The 16,558-nt window shown below is 61.0% G+C and carries 18 protein-coding genes; 13 read left to right on the top strand and 5 right to left on the bottom strand.

Annotated features, from left to right (window positions below):
- Positions 1–21: 21 nt before the first annotated feature.
- Positions 22–465: a thioredoxin TrxC gene (trxC, locus tag RNA01_RS02615; RefSeq protein WP_147178398.1), complete on the top strand. Its 444-nt coding sequence runs from the start codon at positions 22–24 to the stop codon at positions 463–465.
- A 177-nt stretch (positions 466–642) separates the two neighbouring features.
- Positions 643–1,872 (top strand): alpha/beta hydrolase, encoded by a 1,230-nt coding sequence (locus tag RNA01_RS02610; protein WP_235916395.1) that lies wholly within the window; start codon positions 643–645, stop codon positions 1,870–1,872.
- Positions 1,873–1,912: 40 nt separating this feature from the next.
- On the opposite strand, the gene RNA01_RS02605 is transcribed toward RNA01_RS02610, so the two are convergent.
- From RNA01_RS02605 to RNA01_RS02590, 4 genes are read right to left on the bottom strand one after another with little or no spacing between them, the layout of a single operon-like run.
- The gene (locus RNA01_RS02605; RefSeq protein ID WP_147178397.1) at positions 1,913–2,314 is read right to left on the bottom strand and encodes a hypothetical protein; all 402 of its coding nucleotides are present in this window, start codon (positions 2,312–2,314) and stop codon (positions 1,913–1,915) included.
- Complete coding sequence (accC, locus tag RNA01_RS02600) at positions 2,314–3,669, bottom strand: acetyl-CoA carboxylase biotin carboxylase subunit (RefSeq protein ID WP_147178396.1); 1,356 nt, start codon at positions 3,667–3,669, stop codon at positions 2,314–2,316. The genes RNA01_RS02605 and accC overlap by 1 nt, the downstream gene beginning before the upstream one ends.
- A 5-nt stretch (positions 3,670–3,674) precedes the next feature.
- Positions 3,675–4,133, bottom strand: coding sequence for an acetyl-CoA carboxylase biotin carboxyl carrier protein (locus RNA01_RS02595; protein WP_170253334.1), 459 nt, complete (start codon positions 4,131–4,133; stop codon positions 3,675–3,677).
- Between the two features lie 10 nt (positions 4,134–4,143).
- Positions 4,144–4,908: a LamB/YcsF family protein gene (locus tag RNA01_RS02590; protein ID WP_147178394.1), complete on the bottom strand. Its 765-nt coding sequence runs from the start codon at positions 4,906–4,908 to the stop codon at positions 4,144–4,146.
- 142 nt (positions 4,909–5,050) lie between these two features.
- On the opposite strand from RNA01_RS02590, the gene pxpB reads away from it, so the two are divergent.
- The 10 genes from pxpB (at position 5,051) to RNA01_RS02540 (ending at position 14,694) form a co-directional block, all read left to right on the top strand.
- Positions 5,051–5,716, top strand: a complete 666-nt coding sequence (gene pxpB / locus RNA01_RS02585) for a 5-oxoprolinase subunit PxpB (RefSeq protein WP_147178393.1) — start codon at positions 5,051–5,053, stop codon at positions 5,714–5,716.
- The gene (locus RNA01_RS02580) at positions 5,713–6,732 is read left to right on the top strand and encodes a 5-oxoprolinase subunit C family protein (protein ID WP_147178392.1); all 1,020 of its coding nucleotides are present in this window, start codon (positions 5,713–5,715) and stop codon (positions 6,730–6,732) included. Before pxpB ends, RNA01_RS02580 begins: the two co-directional genes overlap by 4 nt.
- A 24-nt stretch (positions 6,733–6,756) precedes the next feature.
- A complete protein-coding gene (locus RNA01_RS02575; RefSeq protein WP_147178391.1) occupies positions 6,757–7,797 on the top strand; it encodes a 4-hydroxyproline epimerase in 1,041 nt (346 codons plus the stop codon).
- A 143-nt stretch (positions 7,798–7,940) separates the two neighbouring features.
- Positions 7,941–8,675: a Crp/Fnr family transcriptional regulator gene (locus RNA01_RS02570; protein ID WP_147178390.1), complete on the top strand. Its 735-nt coding sequence runs from the start codon at positions 7,941–7,943 to the stop codon at positions 8,673–8,675.
- A gap of 197 nt (positions 8,676–8,872) precedes the next feature.
- Entirely contained in the window at positions 8,873–9,265 is a 393-nt protein-coding gene (locus tag RNA01_RS02565; RefSeq protein ID WP_147178389.1) for a response regulator, read from the top strand.
- Positions 9,266–9,275: 10 nt separating this feature from the next.
- Positions 9,276–9,785, top strand: a complete 510-nt coding sequence (locus RNA01_RS02560) for a putative pterin-binding protein (RefSeq protein ID WP_235916376.1) — start codon at positions 9,276–9,278, stop codon at positions 9,783–9,785.
- A gap of 23 nt (positions 9,786–9,808) precedes the next feature.
- Positions 9,809–12,022, top strand: a complete 2,214-nt coding sequence (locus RNA01_RS02555; RefSeq protein ID WP_147178388.1) for an ATP-binding protein — start codon at positions 9,809–9,811, stop codon at positions 12,020–12,022.
- 17 nt (positions 12,023–12,039) lie between these two features.
- Positions 12,040–13,125: an HD-GYP domain-containing protein gene (locus RNA01_RS02550; RefSeq protein ID WP_147178387.1), complete on the top strand. Its 1,086-nt coding sequence runs from the start codon at positions 12,040–12,042 to the stop codon at positions 13,123–13,125.
- Between the two features lie 69 nt (positions 13,126–13,194).
- Positions 13,195–14,232: a dihydroorotase gene (gene pyrC, locus RNA01_RS02545; RefSeq protein WP_147178386.1), complete on the top strand. Its 1,038-nt coding sequence runs from the start codon at positions 13,195–13,197 to the stop codon at positions 14,230–14,232.
- Between the two features lie 108 nt (positions 14,233–14,340).
- Positions 14,341–14,694, top strand: a complete 354-nt coding sequence (locus RNA01_RS02540) for a DUF805 domain-containing protein (RefSeq protein WP_147178385.1) — start codon at positions 14,341–14,343, stop codon at positions 14,692–14,694.
- 73 nt (positions 14,695–14,767) lie between these two features.
- On the opposite strand, the gene RNA01_RS02535 is transcribed toward RNA01_RS02540, so the two are convergent.
- Entirely contained in the window at positions 14,768–15,337 is a 570-nt protein-coding gene (locus RNA01_RS02535) for a ferritin-like domain-containing protein (protein ID WP_210245725.1), read from the bottom strand.
- A gap of 512 nt (positions 15,338–15,849) precedes the next feature.
- On the opposite strand from RNA01_RS02535, the gene RNA01_RS02530 reads away from it, so the two are divergent.
- Positions 15,850–16,539 carry an orotate phosphoribosyltransferase gene (locus tag RNA01_RS02530; RefSeq protein ID WP_147178384.1) on the top strand — a complete coding sequence of 230 codons (690 nt, stop codon included), beginning with the start codon at positions 15,850–15,852 and terminating at the stop codon, positions 16,537–16,539.
- Positions 16,540–16,558 lie beyond the last annotated feature (19 nt).

Raw genomic sequence — 16,558 nt, 5'->3', positions numbered from 1 at the left:
GAACTCGTGGGAGTATGCAAGATGCAAAAAGACAGAAAGATTGTTTGTCCTCAGTGTTTTGCCGTCAATCGCCTGGCGGCTGAACGTCCGGTTTCCGAGGCGCGCTGCGGCAAATGTGGTCACGCGATGTTCGACGCGCACCCCGTCGATGCGGATGGAGCATCGTTCGAGAAGCATATCAGTCGCAATGATATCCCGGTTCTCGTCGACGTTTGGGCGCCGTGGTGCGGTCCGTGCCGGATGATGGCACCGGCTTTCGCAGAGGCCGCCGGTGTGCTCGAACCCGAGGTTCGGCTGATCAAGCTGAACTCGGAAAACGAGCCGCAGATCTCCTCCAAGCTCGGCATCCGCGGCATCCCGACCATGCTGCTCTATAAGGACGGTCGCGAAGTCGGCCGGGTCTCCGGGGCCATGTCGGCGCGTCAGATCGTCGACTGGGCGCGCGCGCAACTTGCCTCGGCCTGAGGTTCGTGGCGCCGGCTTTGGTCGAAAGAGCTGGAAAGCGCGTGGTAAGCCCGGTATGACGCCAGCAGTGACTGTCATCGTCCGGGCATTGGAGTAGCCGTGCATCCGAACCGCATCGACACCGCCGGATCGCGCCGGTTTTCCCTCCCGGCATCAGCGACGCTTGCGCGTTCAGCGGTGTTTGCTGGTCTGTTGCTGGTTCTTTCGGCTTGTGGCGGTCGACCGATCGGTGTCATGGAGCCGACCAATCACACGGCAAACGGTACGACAAAGGTCGAGATGATCGCCGCGACCACTCGGGCGCCGGCGGTCGACAAGGCCATCCTGTTCACTGGCGAGCGGGGTTCCGGTCTGATGCTCGACGCGGTTACAATCTCCATTCCACCCGATGCCGATCGCGAAATCGGCCAGGTTCAGTGGCCCAAGCGCCTGCCGGCCGATCCGCATCGCGCATTCACCACGGTAGCGGTCGATCCGATCGCTAGTAAAAAGGAAGGCGAGGCCTGGCTTCAGAGCCATGTGCGCAAGAGCCGACGGGTCCTTGTGTTCGTGCACGGCTTCAACAATCTCTACGAGGAAGCCGTCTATCGTTTTGCGCAGATCGTTCATGATTCCAAGGCAGATGTGGTGCCGGTGGTCTTCACTTGGCCCTCGCGCGGTTCGGTCTTCGACTACAATTATGATAAGGAAAGCACCAACTATTCCCGAGATGCGCTGGAGGATCTGCTGACGCAGATCGCGCGAAATCCGGCCGTCGGCGAAGTAACCGTCATGGCGCATTCGATGGGCACCTGGCTTGCAGTGGAATCGCTGCGTCAGATGGCGATCCGCCACGGTCGGGTCGATCCGAAGATCAGCAATGTCATCCTCGCCTCGCCCGATCTTGACGTCGATGTCTTCGCCCAGCAATACCAGAGCTTTGGCGGCAAGGCGCCGAAGTTCACCCTGTTCGTCTCGCGCGACGACCGGGCACTCACCCTGTCAAAGCGCATATCCGGCAATGTCGAGCGTCTGGGCCATATCGATCCGACCGTCGAGCCCTATCGCACACAGCTGGAAGCGGCGGGCATTACGGTACTCGATCTCACCAAGCTGAAATCGGGTGATCCGCTGAACCACGGCAAATTTGCCGAGAGCCCTGAGGTCGTTCGCCTGATCGGCGAGCGTCTGATCGCCGGACAGGCCGTGACCGATTCATCGGTCGGGCTCGGCGAGAGTCTGGGCGCGGTGGCGATCGGTGCAGGCAATACCGTCGGGCAGGCGGCCAGCACGGTCATCAGTGCGCCGATCTCGCTTTTCGATCCGCGCACCCGGCGCAGCTATAGCCAACAGTGGCAACTGCTCGGGAGCTCTGCCACCAACACAATTGGAGCGGCCGGGACCATATTCATCCCGTCCAGACCTTAGGGGCTTCTCCATCGCCGGGTGCTAGCCCGCTGAGGAGGCGCTAGGATTGGGACCGGTGGAACTCGAAAAGTGGAGTGCCGTAGCCGACCAACACGCCGTCGTCGACGAGGCGACGCGACAGCACGCCGTCCGACGGCGAAGGTGCGGGGCGCAGTAGAGGGCCGGCCTTGAGGTATCCGACAATCTCGCCACACCGGACGAGGCGGGGCAGGGCAGCGTCTTCGCCGTCCCGTGGATGGGCCGCTTGAAAGATCCCGATATGCGGCGCCACAAGCGTCTCGCAAGCTTGCGGCGGAGGCGTTGGTCGTCGGGGCGATCGGGTCGCTTCGGCAGCCACGCCCGCGCTGGTGATGATATGCCGATCGGCATCCTCATATTCGAACTCGGCGATGCCGTGGCGTTGCATCAGGTCCAGAATGGCTTCGATCCACTCGTTCCCCATCATGCCCTCCCGAAACCGTTAGCCATTAGCCGCTCAAGATGATGGATGTCGATACCACCGGCGGCAAAGCCCGGTTCGTCCAGCAGCGCTAGGTGAAGCGTGCTCGACGTCTCCACGCCCTCGATCGTCAATTCGCTGAGCGCCCGGCGCATACGGGCGACCGCGTCTGCGCGCGACGGCCCGTGAGTGATCAGCTTGCCAATCAGCGAATCGTAGTTCGGCGGGATCTCGTAGCCGGGATAGAGATGGGTATCGAGCCGCACGCCCGGACCGCCCGGAGCGATGAAGCGCGTGACCTTTCCGGGAGACGGCGTGAAGTTGAAAGCATGTTCCGCGTTAATGCGACATTCCATTGCATGGCCGTCTAAGCGTACGGCATCCTGCGCGAATGCGAGCTTCTCGCCCATGGCTATGCGCAGTTGTTCACGCACGATGTCGACGCCGGTGATCTCCTCTGTGACCGGATGTTCGACCTGGACGCGGGTGTTCATCTCGATGAAGTGGAATTCTCCATCCTCGTAAAGGAATTCAAACGTACCTGCCCCGCGATAGCCGATTGCCAAGCATGCGGCTGCACAGCGCCGGCCGATTGCGTCGATCGCGGCGGGATCAATCCCCGGCGGCGGCGCCTCCTCGATCAGTTTCTGGTTGCGGCGCTGGATCGAGCAGTCGCGCGCACCGAGATGGATGGCATTGCCGTGGTTGTCAGCGAGCACCTGGATCTCGACATGGCGGGGAAATTCGAGGAAGCGTTCGACATAGACCTCCGGATTGCCGAAAGCCCGGCCCGCTTCCTCGCGCGCCATCTGCACCGCGCTTGCCAGGTTTGCTGGATCGCGGACGATCCGCATGCCCCGGCCGCCGCCGCCGCCTGATGCCTTGACGATCAGTGGATAGCCGGTCTCCGCACCGATCGACACGATTTGCGCCGCGTCCTGTGGCAGGGTGCTGTCCGGTCCCGGTACGCAAGGGACGCCGGCCGCGATCATCGCCCGTTTGGCGGCGACCTTGTCGCCCATGGTGCGGATCGCCGAGGACGGTGGCCCGACGAAAACGATGCCGGCCCGCTCGACCATGTCGGCGAAGTCAGCATTTTCCGACAGGAAGCCATAGCCGGGGTGGATGGCGCCGGCGCCGGTCAACTGAGCGGCGAGCAGGATCTCATGACTGTCGAGATAGCTACGTGCTGCGGGAGCCGGCCCGATACACAGGGCCTGGTCGGCAAGGGCGACATGACGCAGATCGCGGTCGACATCCGAGTGGATGGCGATGGTCTTGATCCCAATATCCCGACAGGCCCTCAGAATCCTGAGAGCGATCTCCCCGCGATTAGCGATCAGAACGCTGTCGAACATGAGCGTCAATCCGAGGCGAGCAGGATGAGCGGCATGCCGGGTGTGACCGGCTCACCATCGGCCACGAGGATCGATTCGATGCGACCGCCACGCGTCGCCTCCACCGGATTGAGCATCTTCATCGCCTCGACCAACGCAAGCGTCTGGCCCTCCTCGATCAGATCTCCTTCTTTGACATAGGGGCGCGCCCCGGGGGCAGGCGCCCGATAGAACGTGCCCGACAGGCCGGAGACAATCACCGCTTGGTCGGTTTCGGCAATCTCCGGCAGCGCCATCAGTGTAGCGATTTCCGCAGCAGCCATTTCCTCCGGCGTCTCGTTCCTCGATACGGGTGTTGGCGCCCCGGCACCTCGGCCGGCAGTTTTGGCGAGACGGATACGCACGCCATCTTCGCTCACCTCAATCTCGTTGAGTGAGGAATTTTCCAGCATTTGCATCAATCGTTCGATCGTCGCGAGATCCATATTGCACCCTTCAGCGCAGGAAATTGGCAATGGTGACACCCTCGGCTTCCAGAGCATCGCGGATGGTCCGGGCGATGCTGACGGCCGAAGGTGTGTCGCTGTGGACGCAGATCGAGTCAACCGAGGTGACGATCAGTCGCCCGGTGACTGTCTCGATCGCACCGTTCTTCACCATGCGCACGACGCGGGCGGCGGCCTCGGCCGCATCGTGGATCACGGCGCCGGGTTTGCTGCGATGGACGAGGAAGCCTTCATCGGTGTAGGCCCGGTCGGCAAAGATCTCCGAACGGCAGGTTAGGCCCATTTCGCGCGCCAGCCGTTCCTGATGCCCAAGTGCGATGGTCAGGCAGACGAGAGACGGGTCGACCGCCTTGATGGCATTATTGACGGCTTGCGCTACGCCTTCGTCCTGCTGGGTCAGGTTGCCCAGCGCGCCATGCGCCTTCACATGGGTGATTGGATGGCCGGCATAGGTGGAAAGCGCCTGCGCAGCACCGATCTGATAGGCGACCAGCCGCTCGATCTCGCCGGCAGAGAAGGGAATATTGCGCCGTCCGAAGCCCCACAGGTCCGGGAAGCCCGGATGGGCACCGACGGCGACGCCCTTCGACCTGGCGACGGCGAAGGTGGAAGCCATGATCTCGGGGTCGCCGGCATGCAGGCCGCAGGCGATATTGGCCGAACTGACGATCGACAGCATGGCGTCGTCATCGCCCATGCGGTAGGCGCCAAAGCCTTCGGCCATATCGGAATTGAGGTCGACGCTGAGTGCCATGCCGCTTATTCTCCCTATGCTTCCGTTCGACCGGATTGTAGGTCTAGGCGAAGCCTATGCACAATGGTCGGGCGAAGAAATGCTTTGGGTCTCCATCGCATTCTGATATATCACGGTGCGAACGACAGTGATGAAGGCAGGCATGTTCAAGCACGGCGATAATCCGAGGATCAGCGCGGAGGGGGCGGGAGCGCTTCTCTTTGACGTGGCCGGCCCGGTTTTCGATCCGTTCGTGCAGGAGCGCATCTGGGTCTTTGCCGAAAAGCTGAAGACGTTCCCTGGTGTCGATGAGACCGCGCCTGGCATGAACAACCTGATGGTCGTGTTCGATCCTCTGCGTCTCGATCCGGACAGGCTCGAGGCCCATCTCGTCACGGAGTGGAAAGCGACGCTCGCAGCGCCGGCGACCGGCCGTCTGGTCGAGGTCCCCGTCGTCTATGGCAACGAGGGGGGGGATCTTGCCGAGGTCGCGGCCGAGAAGGGCCTAACGATCGAGCGCCTCGTCGCGATGCATTCCGCACCTGTCTATTCTGTCGCCGCCGTAGGCGCGATGCCTGGTTTCGTCTATCTCTCCGGGCTGGATCCGGTGCTCGCGCTGCCGCGGCGCGCCGTACCGCGCATGGGCGTACCCGAGGGCTCAGTCATTATCGGCGGCACGCAAGCCGGCATCATGCCACTCACCGCGCCCTCCGGCTGGCACATTCTTGGCCATACGGATTTTCGACTTTTCGATCCGATGCGGCAGCCGCCGGCCGCTCTGCACGCCGGTGATCGTGTCCGCTTCGTCGTCAAGGAGATCAACATATGATCGAGATCCTGACCACAGGCGCGGCCAATTCCGTGCAGGATGTGGGCCGTCTCGGCTATCTTGATGCCGGTGTCTCTCGCTCCGGTGCAATGGATGGCCCCGCCCTTGAACTTGCCAATCGGATGGTCGGCAATGATCCTGGCGCCGCCGCGATCGAAGTGGCGATCTTTCCGTTCCGGCTGCGTTTCGAGCGCGCAGCTTTGGTGGCCGTTACCGGTGCCGATGTTCAGATGACGGTCAATGGTGTTTGCTATCCGTCCTGGTGGGCGCTGCCTGTCCGCTCCGGCGATGTGCTGGAACTCGGCCTGCCGCGTCGGGGCGCTCGTGCCTATCTTTCCATTGCCGGCGGCATCCTTGTCCAAACCGTGCTCGGCTCGGCTTCCACAGACCTCAAGAGCCGTTGGGGCGGGTTGGAGGGCAGGGGGCTGCGCCGCGGAGACCGGCTGGAGACCGGCTTTGGTCCAGCGGCTCTGGCAGACCTGCCGAGTGGCTTCGGCCTCGATCCGCAGGAACTCGGCCGTGCTGCGGGAGATGTGGATGAGGATGCGCCGATCCGTGTATTGCCGGGCGCGGAATATGAGTTCTTCAATGAGGCAGCGGTCGCGGCCCTGGAAGCTGCCGCATGGCAGGTTACCGAGGATGCCAATCGCCAAGGCTACCGGCTGTCAGGACCCGAACTCAAGCTCATGCAAAGGCTTGAACTGCATTCGCATGGCATCATGCCTGGCACCGTACAGGTGCCGCCGTCGGGCCAGCCGATCATCCAGCTGGCCGAGGCCAATACCTGTGGTGGCTATCCGAAGATCGCCCACGTCATCGAGGCCGACCTTTGGCGACTTGGCCAGGCGGCGGTCGGCAGCCGGTTGCGCTTCACTCAGGTGAGCCGCAAGGATGCGGTGGCCGCGCTGAGAGCGCAGCGCTCGATGATTGACCGCGCCGCCGCCTCTGCCGCGCTCGCCCGCAAGGATGCCGCGAAATCCGAGCTTCTGGATGCGCTACGGTGCACCGAGAACTGAATTCCTGACTGACGGAGCAAGACCATGAGATGGAAACGTACCCTCCAGCTGATCGATGTCCATTGCGAGGGCGAGATCGGCAAGGTGGCTGTCGGCGGTGTGCCGAAAATCCCGGGTGAGACGATCGCCGAGCAGCTGCATTGGCTGAATAACGACCCCAAGGGCCAAGAGCTGCGCCGCTTTCTTGTCCTCGAGCCGCGCGGTGCTCCGATCGGATCGGTCAACCTGCTTCTGCCAGCCAAGAATCCGAAGGCCGATGCCGGCTTCGTCATTCTCCAGCCGGATCAGGCCCACGCCAGCTCCGGGTCGAACTCGATCTGCATCACGACGGCGCTGCTCGAAAGCGGTATCGTCGAGATGAACGAGCCGGAAACCACGGTTGTTCTCGACACCGCCGCCGGTCTCGTAACCGCGACAGCGACTTGCCATGATGGCCGCTGCGAGCGGGTCAAGCTCACTATGGTGCCCTCGTTCGTGCATGAGCTGGACGTCAGCCTCGAGACCGAGCTATGGGGCCGAATTACGTTCGACCTGAGCTATGGCGGCATCTTTTACGCTCTGGTCGATGTCAGTCAGGTCGGACTTTCGATAGACAAGGCCAATGCCCGTGGGCTGGTCGAAGCGGGTATGATCCTGAAGGAGGAGATCAATCGACGCATTCCCGTCGTCCACCCGGAAATTCCGGCGATCTCCGGCGTCGCCTATGTGATGTTCCGCGACGTCGATCCGGATGGCGCGATCCGCACCTGCACCACGATGTGGCCCGGCCGCGTCGACCGCTCGCCCTGCGGGACCGGCAATTCGGCCAACCTTGCGACCCTGCACGCCCGTGGCAAGGCGAAGGTCGGAGACGTGCTGAAATCGCGTTCGATCATTGGCTCCGAATTCGAGGTGGGGCTAAAGGAGGTAACGCAGGTAGCAGGGCGCCCCGCCGTCATCCCGACGATCAGCGGCCGCGGTTTCACCTTCGGCCTGCACCAGGTGGCGCTCGACCCCTTCGATCCGTTGGCGGATGGCTTTGCCCTTACCGACGTGTGGGGGCCGTCGGCAGGTTCGATCGGATAATAGATTCATTTTGCGGTTCGGCGTTAACCTGCCGGTAATACATCGGCAGGTTTCTTGGCTGCACCCGGCTTGCTCTTTTCATAGTTCACGGCTTAAGAAGCGATCGTATTCACCTCGCCATCATTGTCGCAAGAACAAGAAAAGTGAAACATCATTTGTCCGTGGGAGCCAATCCGCAGAATAACGCCCACAGTCTTTCCACGCTGCGCGGCACTTCGATATTCTCCAGCCTGAGCGTTGCCGAAGATAATGACTGGTTAGCGCGTTGTCATATGCGTAATCTATGCGCCGGCGAGACGTTGGTCGACTACGAGGACACGTCAAAGGACGTATTCATCGTGCAGAGTGGCGAGATTCGTGCCGTCTTGCGCTTTGCCGTTGGCAAGGAAGCAATTCTTGGCACCTTTCGGCGCGGAGATCTGCTGGGTGAGTTGTCGGCGATCGACGAAATGGCCCGCTCTGCGAGCCTGATGGCCGTCAGCGACGCGATCGTCACCGTTATTCCCTATGCCGTTTTCCACGACATCCTGAAGTCGCGCAGAGGGGTCTGCCTGTCCCTCATGCAGCTTCTGTCGCGTCGTATCCGGTCGATGAACGAGCGTGTCTCTGAACTGTCTTTCCTCGACACCAAGCACCGTCTCTATAACGCGCTGCTGCGCCTCTCGCGTCTGCGCGCTGATGGTGAGGGCGAGCGGATCATCTCCCCGCCGCTTGTCCATGCCGAGCTTGCCGAGCACATCGGCTCGAGCCGCGAGACTGTGTCGCGGGAAATGTCGCGGCTCATCCGGGAGCAGCTGATCGAGCGCACCAGCCGCGCCATCGTCCTAAAGGACCCGGTCGAGCTGTCGCGCCGCATCTCGCGCGCGCTTGAAGGCTGATCTGCAAGATCGCCAGTCGAGACGCGCATGGGCTTTCCCAAAGACGCCGTGGTGAACTGCTTTAGCCCCCGCTAAAAATTAAGAGGGATTTAAAGCCGCCGTCGGTAAAATTGATTCGAAATGGTTCAGCCTATTTCAGGCTCCCTTTGCTAAAAACTGTTGCAGGGTAAGCGGTTTGCAGTGAAGGAAGAGCGGATATGACCATCCTGATCGTGGAAGACAATCCGACGAACGCGATGATTCTCAAGCATCTCGCCAAGAAGGTGACTGAGGAGGAGATCAGGATCGAGGCAGATGCGTCTGCGGCGTTGAAGGTCTGTCACAACACGCTCTTCAGCATGCTAATCGTCGATCATATGCTGCCGGGCATGACGGGGCTGCAATTTGTCAAGGCCATCCGCATGATGGCGCGCTATGACAAGATCCCCGTCGTTATGGTCACTGCCGACCAGGAACCTGGCCTGCGCGATGCCGCCCGGGCAGGAGGCGTGACGGACTTCCTCACCAAACCTGTGGAGGCCGTTGCCTTCCGTTCGCTCCTTTCGTCCTATCTGGGCCAGCAGGCGCAGCCTTCTGCCAGGGCCAGCTGAGGCGTCGATCGTGATCACACGCGTCAAATGTCTCTCCCTTGTTCTGCTGGCCGCGATGCCCGGAGCCGCTCCGCTGCGGGCTCTGGAGATGCCACGAGGTCCCGTCATCCTGACGGTGGTCGGCGCCGTCACCGAACCGAATGGCGACAATCGTGCCGAATTCGATCTGTCGATGCTCGACAGGCTCGAAGGTCGAAAGGCGCTTATGGATACCCCCTGGACCCAAGGGAAAGTCGAGTTTTCCGGCCCGTTTCTGCGTGCGGTGCTGAAAGCCGCCGGCGCCAAAGGCAGCCGCCTGATCATCCGCGCGCTCAACGGCTATTCCGCCGAAGTACCTTTCTCCGACGCCAGCGATCTTGACAGCATCCTCGCCACCCGTCTCGACGGAAAAGTGATGACCGTGCGCACGAAGGGGCCGTCCATGCTGGTCTATCCCTTCGACCAGGATCCGACCCTCTACAGCGAGAGATACTTCAGCCGTTCGGTCTGGCAGATCAAGGAAATCGAGGTCATCCGGTGACAGGTTTGAGCGGAAATGACGGTATGATGCGAAAGGCGGGGAGCACCACCCTGATCCTGCAGGTGTTGTCGGCTCTTCTGCTGTTCGTGCTGATCGTGCTCTTCGTCGGCATCTCGCGCCAGTTTCGCTCTCTGCAGGACGGTATTCGTGAGAACGCTGTCTGGTCGGTTTACCAGCTCGATCGTGAGGCACGTGCGCTCGACTACAGCCTCGCCGAGTTGCGCCGCCAGGCACCGAGCAAGACGCTGCTCGACGAATTTTCGTTACGTTACGACATCCTTTACTCTCGCACCCGGTTGGCGAGGGAGACGAAATTCGGCGATTACTTCTCCGACGATCCGAAAGTCCTACGGTTGCTCGGCGAGATCGAGGCGATCGTTGCAGGCTATCAGCCGACCTTCGACGCCTATGCTGCCGGACGCATGCCGAACACAACCGAGCTCGATAGTCTTGATGCTGCGCTGGGAGTGCTCTCCAAGACGACCGAGGACCTACTCGTCCACACCAACATGCGGCTTAGCGCCGAAAGGGCTGACACACGCGCGACCATTCTGGAGCTCGAGCGCACCTCGGCAATCATGCTCGCTCTTCTCATGGTCTCGGTGGTCTTCCTCGTTGTGACTTTACGTCGGCAGCTGAAATCGGTTCGTAAGACCGGCCTCGAACTCGAGGGTATGGCTCAGCGCCTGACGGAAGCCTACGAGGCCGCAGATGCCGGTAACAGGGCCAAGTCCCAGTTCATGGCGACAATGGGTCACGAGATCCGCACCCCGCTCAATGCGATCCTCGGCATGTCGGAAATCCTGGAATTCTCCCAGCTCCCAGACGATGCGCTTTCCAGTGTCAAGACCATTCGGTCCTCGGGAGAAGCGCTGCTGGAGGTCATCAACGAGATCCTCGACTATTCCAAGATTGAGCACGGCAAGCTGGAGCTTGAGGAGCGCGCCGTGGATATTTGCGCGCTGGCGGAGACGACTGTCAGCATCATCCGCGGCCGCGCCGATGACCACGGCAACATCATCGTGCTCGACATTCCCGATTCGCTCGACGCCCTCTATGTGCGCACCGACCCTACGCGCCTGCGTCAGGTTCTGCTCAATCTCCTGTCGAATGCGGTCAAGTTCACCAACAAGGGTACCGTGACCCTTCGCCTTCGCGAATTCTACCGGCATGGCAAACTGATGCTGCGCTTCGAGGTCGAGGATACGGGCATCGGTATCGACGAGGCCGGGCTGGCCAAGCTGTTCAAGCCATTTTCACAGGTCGACGCCTCGATCACCCGCAAGTACGGCGGCACGGGGCTCGGCCTCACCATTTGCAAGCAGATCGTCGAGAAGCTCGGCGGCGAACTCGGGATGAGCAGCACGGTCGGCGTCGGCAGCATCTTCTGGTTCGAGCTTTGCGTCGTCGCCGTGGGCAAGGACGAAGTCCGTCGCCAGCTGGGTGGCCAGGACAACACGCCGTTACCACGGCTCAAGATCCTGCTGGTCGAGGACAACCACGTCAACCAACTGGTGGCGACTCGTTTCCTCGATCGGCTGGGGCAGGATGTGGTCGTCGCCAAGCATGGGGCGGAGGCTGTGTCGATTGCCAAGGAACAGGATTTCGATGCCATCTTGATGGACATGCAGATGCCGGTCATGGACGGGATCGAGGCGACGCGCCGTATCATAGCCGAAGGCGGTCGGTGCGCAGCTACCCCGATCATCGCCATGACGGCAAATGCTTCTGACGACGACCGCCGCCGTTGCATCGAGGCCGGCATGGCGGGCTTTGAATCAAAACCCGTGACCATGGAAAGGCTGCGCAACGTGATCGTGGCAATCGTGGAAGGACCCGCCGCTGTTCAAGGTGGGGCGACCGCAGACGACATCGGCCTGCCGGAGCCGATCATCATCGATAATGTGGATTTTCCCGCGCTGGCGATCGACGGCCTCGACGAGGCGCGTCAATCCGAGCTTGTCGATGCCCTGGGAGAGGACGTGTTCCGCGAGCTCGTCGAATCCTTCTTCAATGACGCGACGGGCCTGATCCAGGACCTGCATGTCGCGCTAGCCAATCATGATCCTGAAAAGATCGATCGTGCTCTGCACACGATCAAGGGCGCGGCGGTCAATGTCGGACTGAATGACATCGCTGACAGGGCTCATGCGCTTCGTAACGTAAGACCATCGGCCGCAGACGTCGACAGACTGAGCGGGGAAATCGAAACCCTGAAATTCAAACTGGTAGCTTGAGAGTGAAGGAGGCGTCTATGCGTATATTGCTGGTCGATGACAACAGCACCAACCTGAAGCTTTTGACGAAACTCGTCGGCAAGCTGGAGAACTGCGAGGCCCTCGCCTTCTCAAGCCCTGATGCGGTCCTGTCCGCGCTTCCTGAACTCGAATTCGACATTGCGATCATCGACTATCAGATGCCGGTCTACAATGGTGTCGAACTCTTTACCGAGATCGTACGTTTCGACAAATACGCTCAGGTTCCGGTGATCTTCGTTACCGCTGACAAGGACATGACGACGCGCATGGCGGCACTCAATGCCGGTGCCATCGATTTTCTGACGAAGCCAATCAATCCGGTCGAATTTCAGGCGCGCGTGCAGAATATCGTGTCGCTCGCCCGCGCCCGCCGGCAATTGGCCGATCAGGCCGAATGGCTGCGCCGCGAGGTGGATCGGGCCGTAATCGAATTGCGCCAGCGCGAGCAGGAAATCATCCACCGCCTGACACTCGCCGCCGGCTACAAAGACCCGGAAACCTCGCGCCACACCCTGCGCGTTGCGGCCTATTCCGAGGCGATCGCGCTGGAACTCGGCCTGCCCGAGCAGCTCTGCAACGATATCCGTCTTGCCGCGCCCATGCATGACATCGGCAAGGTGGCGATGCCCGACACCGTGCTCCTCAAGCAGGGCCGATTGACCGAGGCGGAATACCGGCAGATGCAGGCCCATGCGCAGATCGGTAGCGACATTCTCGCTCGGTCGCATTCCTCGCTGCTCCAGCTCGCCTCCGAGATCGCGGCCAGCCATCACGAGCGTTGGGACGGGCAAGGCTATCCCAATCGCCTCGCCGCGACGGCGATCCCCATCTCTGGCCGCGTCGTGTGCATCGCCGACAATTTCGACGCTCTGACGACGGAACGGCCTTACAAGCCGGCATGGTCGTTCGAGCGCACGGTCGAGCATATCCTCGGCCGTTCTGGAACCCAGTTCGATCCGGACTGCGTAGCCGCCTTCGAACGGGCCCTGCCGACAATACAGGCGATCATGATCAACGATCGCCGGGAGCAGTTGGAGGAAGCGGAAAAGACTCTCGCAACCCTTTCGAGCCAGGTCGCCTAAAGGCAGGTTTGACGGTCGCATGGAACGTGCTATCTGCGGGCTGAAGACCCATTGCCCGGAGGTTCCGCCATGCGTTCGCTCACCATCCGCCGTCCCGACGACTGGCATCTGCATCTGCGCGACGGCGCGATGCTCGAAGGTGTGATCGGCGACACCAGCCGGCATTTTGCCCGTGCCATCATCATGCCCAACCTCGTGCCGCCCGTCGTCACGACTGCGGACGCCGGCGCTTACCGCGAGCGTATCATGGCGGCGTTGCCGAAAGGGGGTCGCTTCCAGCCGCTGATGACCCTCTATCTCACAGAGGATACGAACCCGGACGATGTGGAGGAGGGCCAGAAGAGCGGCCTCATCACCGCCGTGAAGCTCTATCCGGCCGGGGCGACCACCAACTCACATGGCGGCGTGCGCGACATGAACAAGGCCATGCCGGTGCTGGAGCGGATGGCCAAGATCGGTCTGCCGCTTTGTGTCCACGGAGAGGTGACGACGCCGGAGGTTGACATCTTCGACCGCGAGAAGGTCTTCATCGACACGGTGCTCGATCCACTGCGCCGGCGCCTGCCGGAACTCAAGGTGACGATGGAGCACGTCACCACCTCCGACGGCATCGACTATATCCGTGCGGCCGGGCAGAACATCGCCGGCTCAATCACCACCCATCACCTGATCATCAATCGTAACGCGATCCTGGTCGGCGGGATCAAGCCGCACTATTATTGCCTACCGGTCGCCAAGCGCGAGAGCCATCGTCTGGCCCTGCGCGCGGCGGCGACTTCCGGCGATCCCCGGTTCTTCCTCGGCACCGATTCTGCACCACATGTCGATCCCTCGAAGGAATGTGCCTGTGGCTGCGCCGGCATCTACACTTCGATCAACACGATGAGCTGCCTGGCCCATGTGTTCGAGCAGGAGAATGCGCTGGACAGGCTCGAGGCTTTCGTCTCGCTCAACGGTCCGGTCTGGTACGGGCTTGCGCCGAACGAGGAGACAATCACGCTGGTGAGGCGCGAAGAGGCCATTTCCTTCCCGGGAAAAATCGAGACAGAGGCCGGGTCCGTGACTGTGTTCGATCCGATGTTTCCATTGTTCTGGGACGTGGAGTAACGGTGTGATCGACCAATTCTGACGTCATCACATCATTGTATTGTCGCGGATCCATATCTAACCTAAACGGAATTCTATTGTTGTTCGTCTACGCGGGGCTAAAGCCACATGGACTTTCAGGGATCCGTTCGCACCGTTCTGTCTAAATACGCCACGTTCACCGGTCGGGCTGCACGCTCGGAATTCTGGTGGTTCGCGCTGTTTGTCTTGCTGGTCAATATCGCCACTGGTTTCATCGACAGCGCTGTTTTCGGTGGGCAGGTGCTCAACACGCTGGCGGGGTTGGCTTTGCTGGTGCCGCAGCTTGCCGTCGGCGTTCGCCGTCTGCATGACATCGACCGCAGCGGCTGGTGGCTGCTTCTGGCTTTGGTCCCTGTGATCGGCTGGATCGTGCTGCTCTACTTCAACATTCAGCCGAGCCAGCCGGGTGACAATCGCTTCGGTCCGCAGCCGACGGCTTGATCCTTTCGGCGAACGAGGTCGGCCAGCTATACCAGCCAGCCGGTCGGCATCGCGTATTCCCTCGCGTTGGGGATTACGGCTTCGGCACGTTCAGACCCTGACCTATCCACTTGCCCTGTCCCATTCTCATACCGCGCCCCTGACCTTGGCCCTGACCGCCGCAATGTTCGAAAGCCTGCAGGTGTTTGAATTCCGAGGCGTCCCTGAGAGCACTGAACACAATCTGGATGTCCGGATAGTCTTGAACGGCTGGCATTAGCCTCTTGTCGTAGAGGTTGCGGTTCAACACTTCTGCGTCGACGCCCATCTTGCAGGCCTCAGCAAGCGTTTCGGGAACCGACGCGGTGATCGCGGGGTCAGCGAGATAGGGATTTGCTGGCTTCTTTAGCCCATATTTCGCCATTATCGCGCCAAGTTCAGACGCGTGCATCTGCTCGGCCCGAATGATGTTGCTGAACGGGCGAACCTGTCCGAATTCTGCAATGACTGCCGCATAAAAAGCCTCGGCGCGGTATTCATCATCGATCGCAGCCTCGACTGCGCTACGCGCACCAGCCGAAAGCGTGGCCGCCTTGGCGACTGTGCCGATTGCCGCCGTTGCCAGCAGGCCGACTGCGACGACCGATAGGATCATTCTGGACATGTCTCTCTCTTTCAGTGTTCCTGCGATTGCAGGGATGCCATGATCAGCGTCCGCTGTGCCCTCGCAGCCGGCCTTGCGACCGATTGCGGTTACGACCTCGCCGGCCGAGGGAGGGCATGAGACAAGTAAAGAACCTGCTGAACATGAATACCCCCTTGGCTTAAGCGACGTGCCGAGGACGCTTGGCCCGGCCCAATTTGTGACTTGTTGTCGACCTGGATATATATGGAAAATCATATCAAACAGATGGACAGCAGATTAAATCGCGGTAATCCAGAAATGGTTCGCGTTTTACGATTGCCCGGAAAGTCTCGCTTATTGGGCAGGGGGCGGCCCCCTTCGGTTTCATAGTGAGGAAAACGGGAGTGAAACGCGGCGTTTTCGATGTCGAATGTCTGGAAACCGGCACATCTTGCTGCTAAGCCGCGCGGTAGAAGTTGCTTGATTTTTGCCCCGTTGTCCCGAGAGCTTAAGCGACTGAACCAGGGTAACGCGAACATGAGGATCCGCCGATGACCACCACGAGCTTTCCCGAACCTGCCGTCATGGCGGAACTGATGGCGAAGATGTTGTGGGAGATCAAGGCGGTGCACTTCGCTGCCGACAAGCCCTACAAACTCTCTTCCGGCATGATGAGCCCGGTCTATATCGACTGCCGCAAGCTGATCTCCTATCCGCGTATCCGCTCGGCGATCATGGACTTCGCTGCGGCGACTGTGATGCGTAACGCCGGCTTTGAGCAGTTCGACGTCGTGGCCGGTGGCGAGACGGCCGGCATTCCCTTTGCAGCCTTCCTCGCCGAACGTCTTGGTCTGCCGATGATTTACGTCCGCAAGGCGCCAAAGGGGCACGGCCGCAATGCGCAGATCGAGGGCCATATGCCGGAAGGTGCGCGCGTCTTGGTGATCGAGGACCTGACCACGGCAGGTGGCAGCATGTTCAAGTTCATCGATGCCATCAGGGCGGCTGGCGGCACCGTCGATCACGGCATCGCGCTTTTCTACTATGGCATTTTCCCGGAAGCCGAGGAGCGCTTCACCAACGGGAATGTCACGCTGCACCATATCGCCACTTGGCGCAACGTGCTGGCCGTCGCGCGCGAACAGAAGTTGTTCGATGATAAGACGCTGTTCGAAGTCGAGGCCTTCCTCGATGCGCCACTCGCCTGGTCGGGCCGCAACGGTGGGGTCTCTTCGCTCTGAGGCGGCTCTGGCCTTTTCA

Origin of the sequence: Paenirhizobium naphthalenivorans, from assembly GCF_007992095.1 — a bacterium.
Lineage (GTDB): Bacteria > Pseudomonadota > Alphaproteobacteria > Rhizobiales > Rhizobiaceae > Allorhizobium > Allorhizobium naphthalenivorans.
Note: the sequence above shows the minus strand (reverse complement) of the source record. Positions and strands in the feature narration are given on the sequence as shown.

Bases quoted from the DNA above. Each gene is read 5' to 3' on its own strand.
- trxC (WP_147178398.1), top strand. From the start codon at position 22: ATGCAAAAAGACAGAAAGATTGTTTGTCCTCAGTGTTTTGCCGTCAAT.
- RNA01_RS02605 (WP_147178397.1), bottom strand. From the start codon at position 2,314: ATGGGGAACGAGTGGATCGAAGCCATTCTGGACCTGATGCAACGCCAC.
- accC (WP_147178396.1), bottom strand. From the start codon at position 3,669: ATGTTCGACAGCGTTCTGATCGCTAATCGCGGGGAGATCGCTCTCAGG.
- RNA01_RS02595 (WP_170253334.1), bottom strand. From the start codon at position 4,133: ATGGATCTCGCGACGATCGAACGATTGATGCAAATGCTGGAAAATTCC.
- RNA01_RS02590 (WP_147178394.1), bottom strand. From the start codon at position 4,908: ATGGCACTCAGCGTCGACCTCAATTCCGATATGGCCGAAGGCTTTGGC.
- pxpB (WP_147178393.1), top strand. From the start codon at position 5,051: ATGTTCAAGCACGGCGATAATCCGAGGATCAGCGCGGAGGGGGCGGGA.
- RNA01_RS02580 (WP_147178392.1), top strand. From the start codon at position 5,713: ATGATCGAGATCCTGACCACAGGCGCGGCCAATTCCGTGCAGGATGTG.
- RNA01_RS02575 (WP_147178391.1), top strand. From the start codon at position 6,757: ATGAGATGGAAACGTACCCTCCAGCTGATCGATGTCCATTGCGAGGGC.
- RNA01_RS02565 (WP_147178389.1), top strand. From the start codon at position 8,873: ATGACCATCCTGATCGTGGAAGACAATCCGACGAACGCGATGATTCTC.
- RNA01_RS02555 (WP_147178388.1), top strand. From the start codon at position 9,809: ATGATGCGAAAGGCGGGGAGCACCACCCTGATCCTGCAGGTGTTGTCG.
- RNA01_RS02550 (WP_147178387.1), top strand. From the start codon at position 12,040: ATGCGTATATTGCTGGTCGATGACAACAGCACCAACCTGAAGCTTTTG.
- pyrC (WP_147178386.1), top strand. From the start codon at position 13,195: ATGCGTTCGCTCACCATCCGCCGTCCCGACGACTGGCATCTGCATCTG.
- RNA01_RS02540 (WP_147178385.1), top strand. From the start codon at position 14,341: ATGGACTTTCAGGGATCCGTTCGCACCGTTCTGTCTAAATACGCCACG.
- RNA01_RS02535 (WP_210245725.1), bottom strand. From the start codon at position 15,337: ATGTCCAGAATGATCCTATCGGTCGTCGCAGTCGGCCTGCTGGCAACG.
- RNA01_RS02530 (WP_147178384.1), top strand. From the start codon at position 15,850: ATGACCACCACGAGCTTTCCCGAACCTGCCGTCATGGCGGAACTGATG.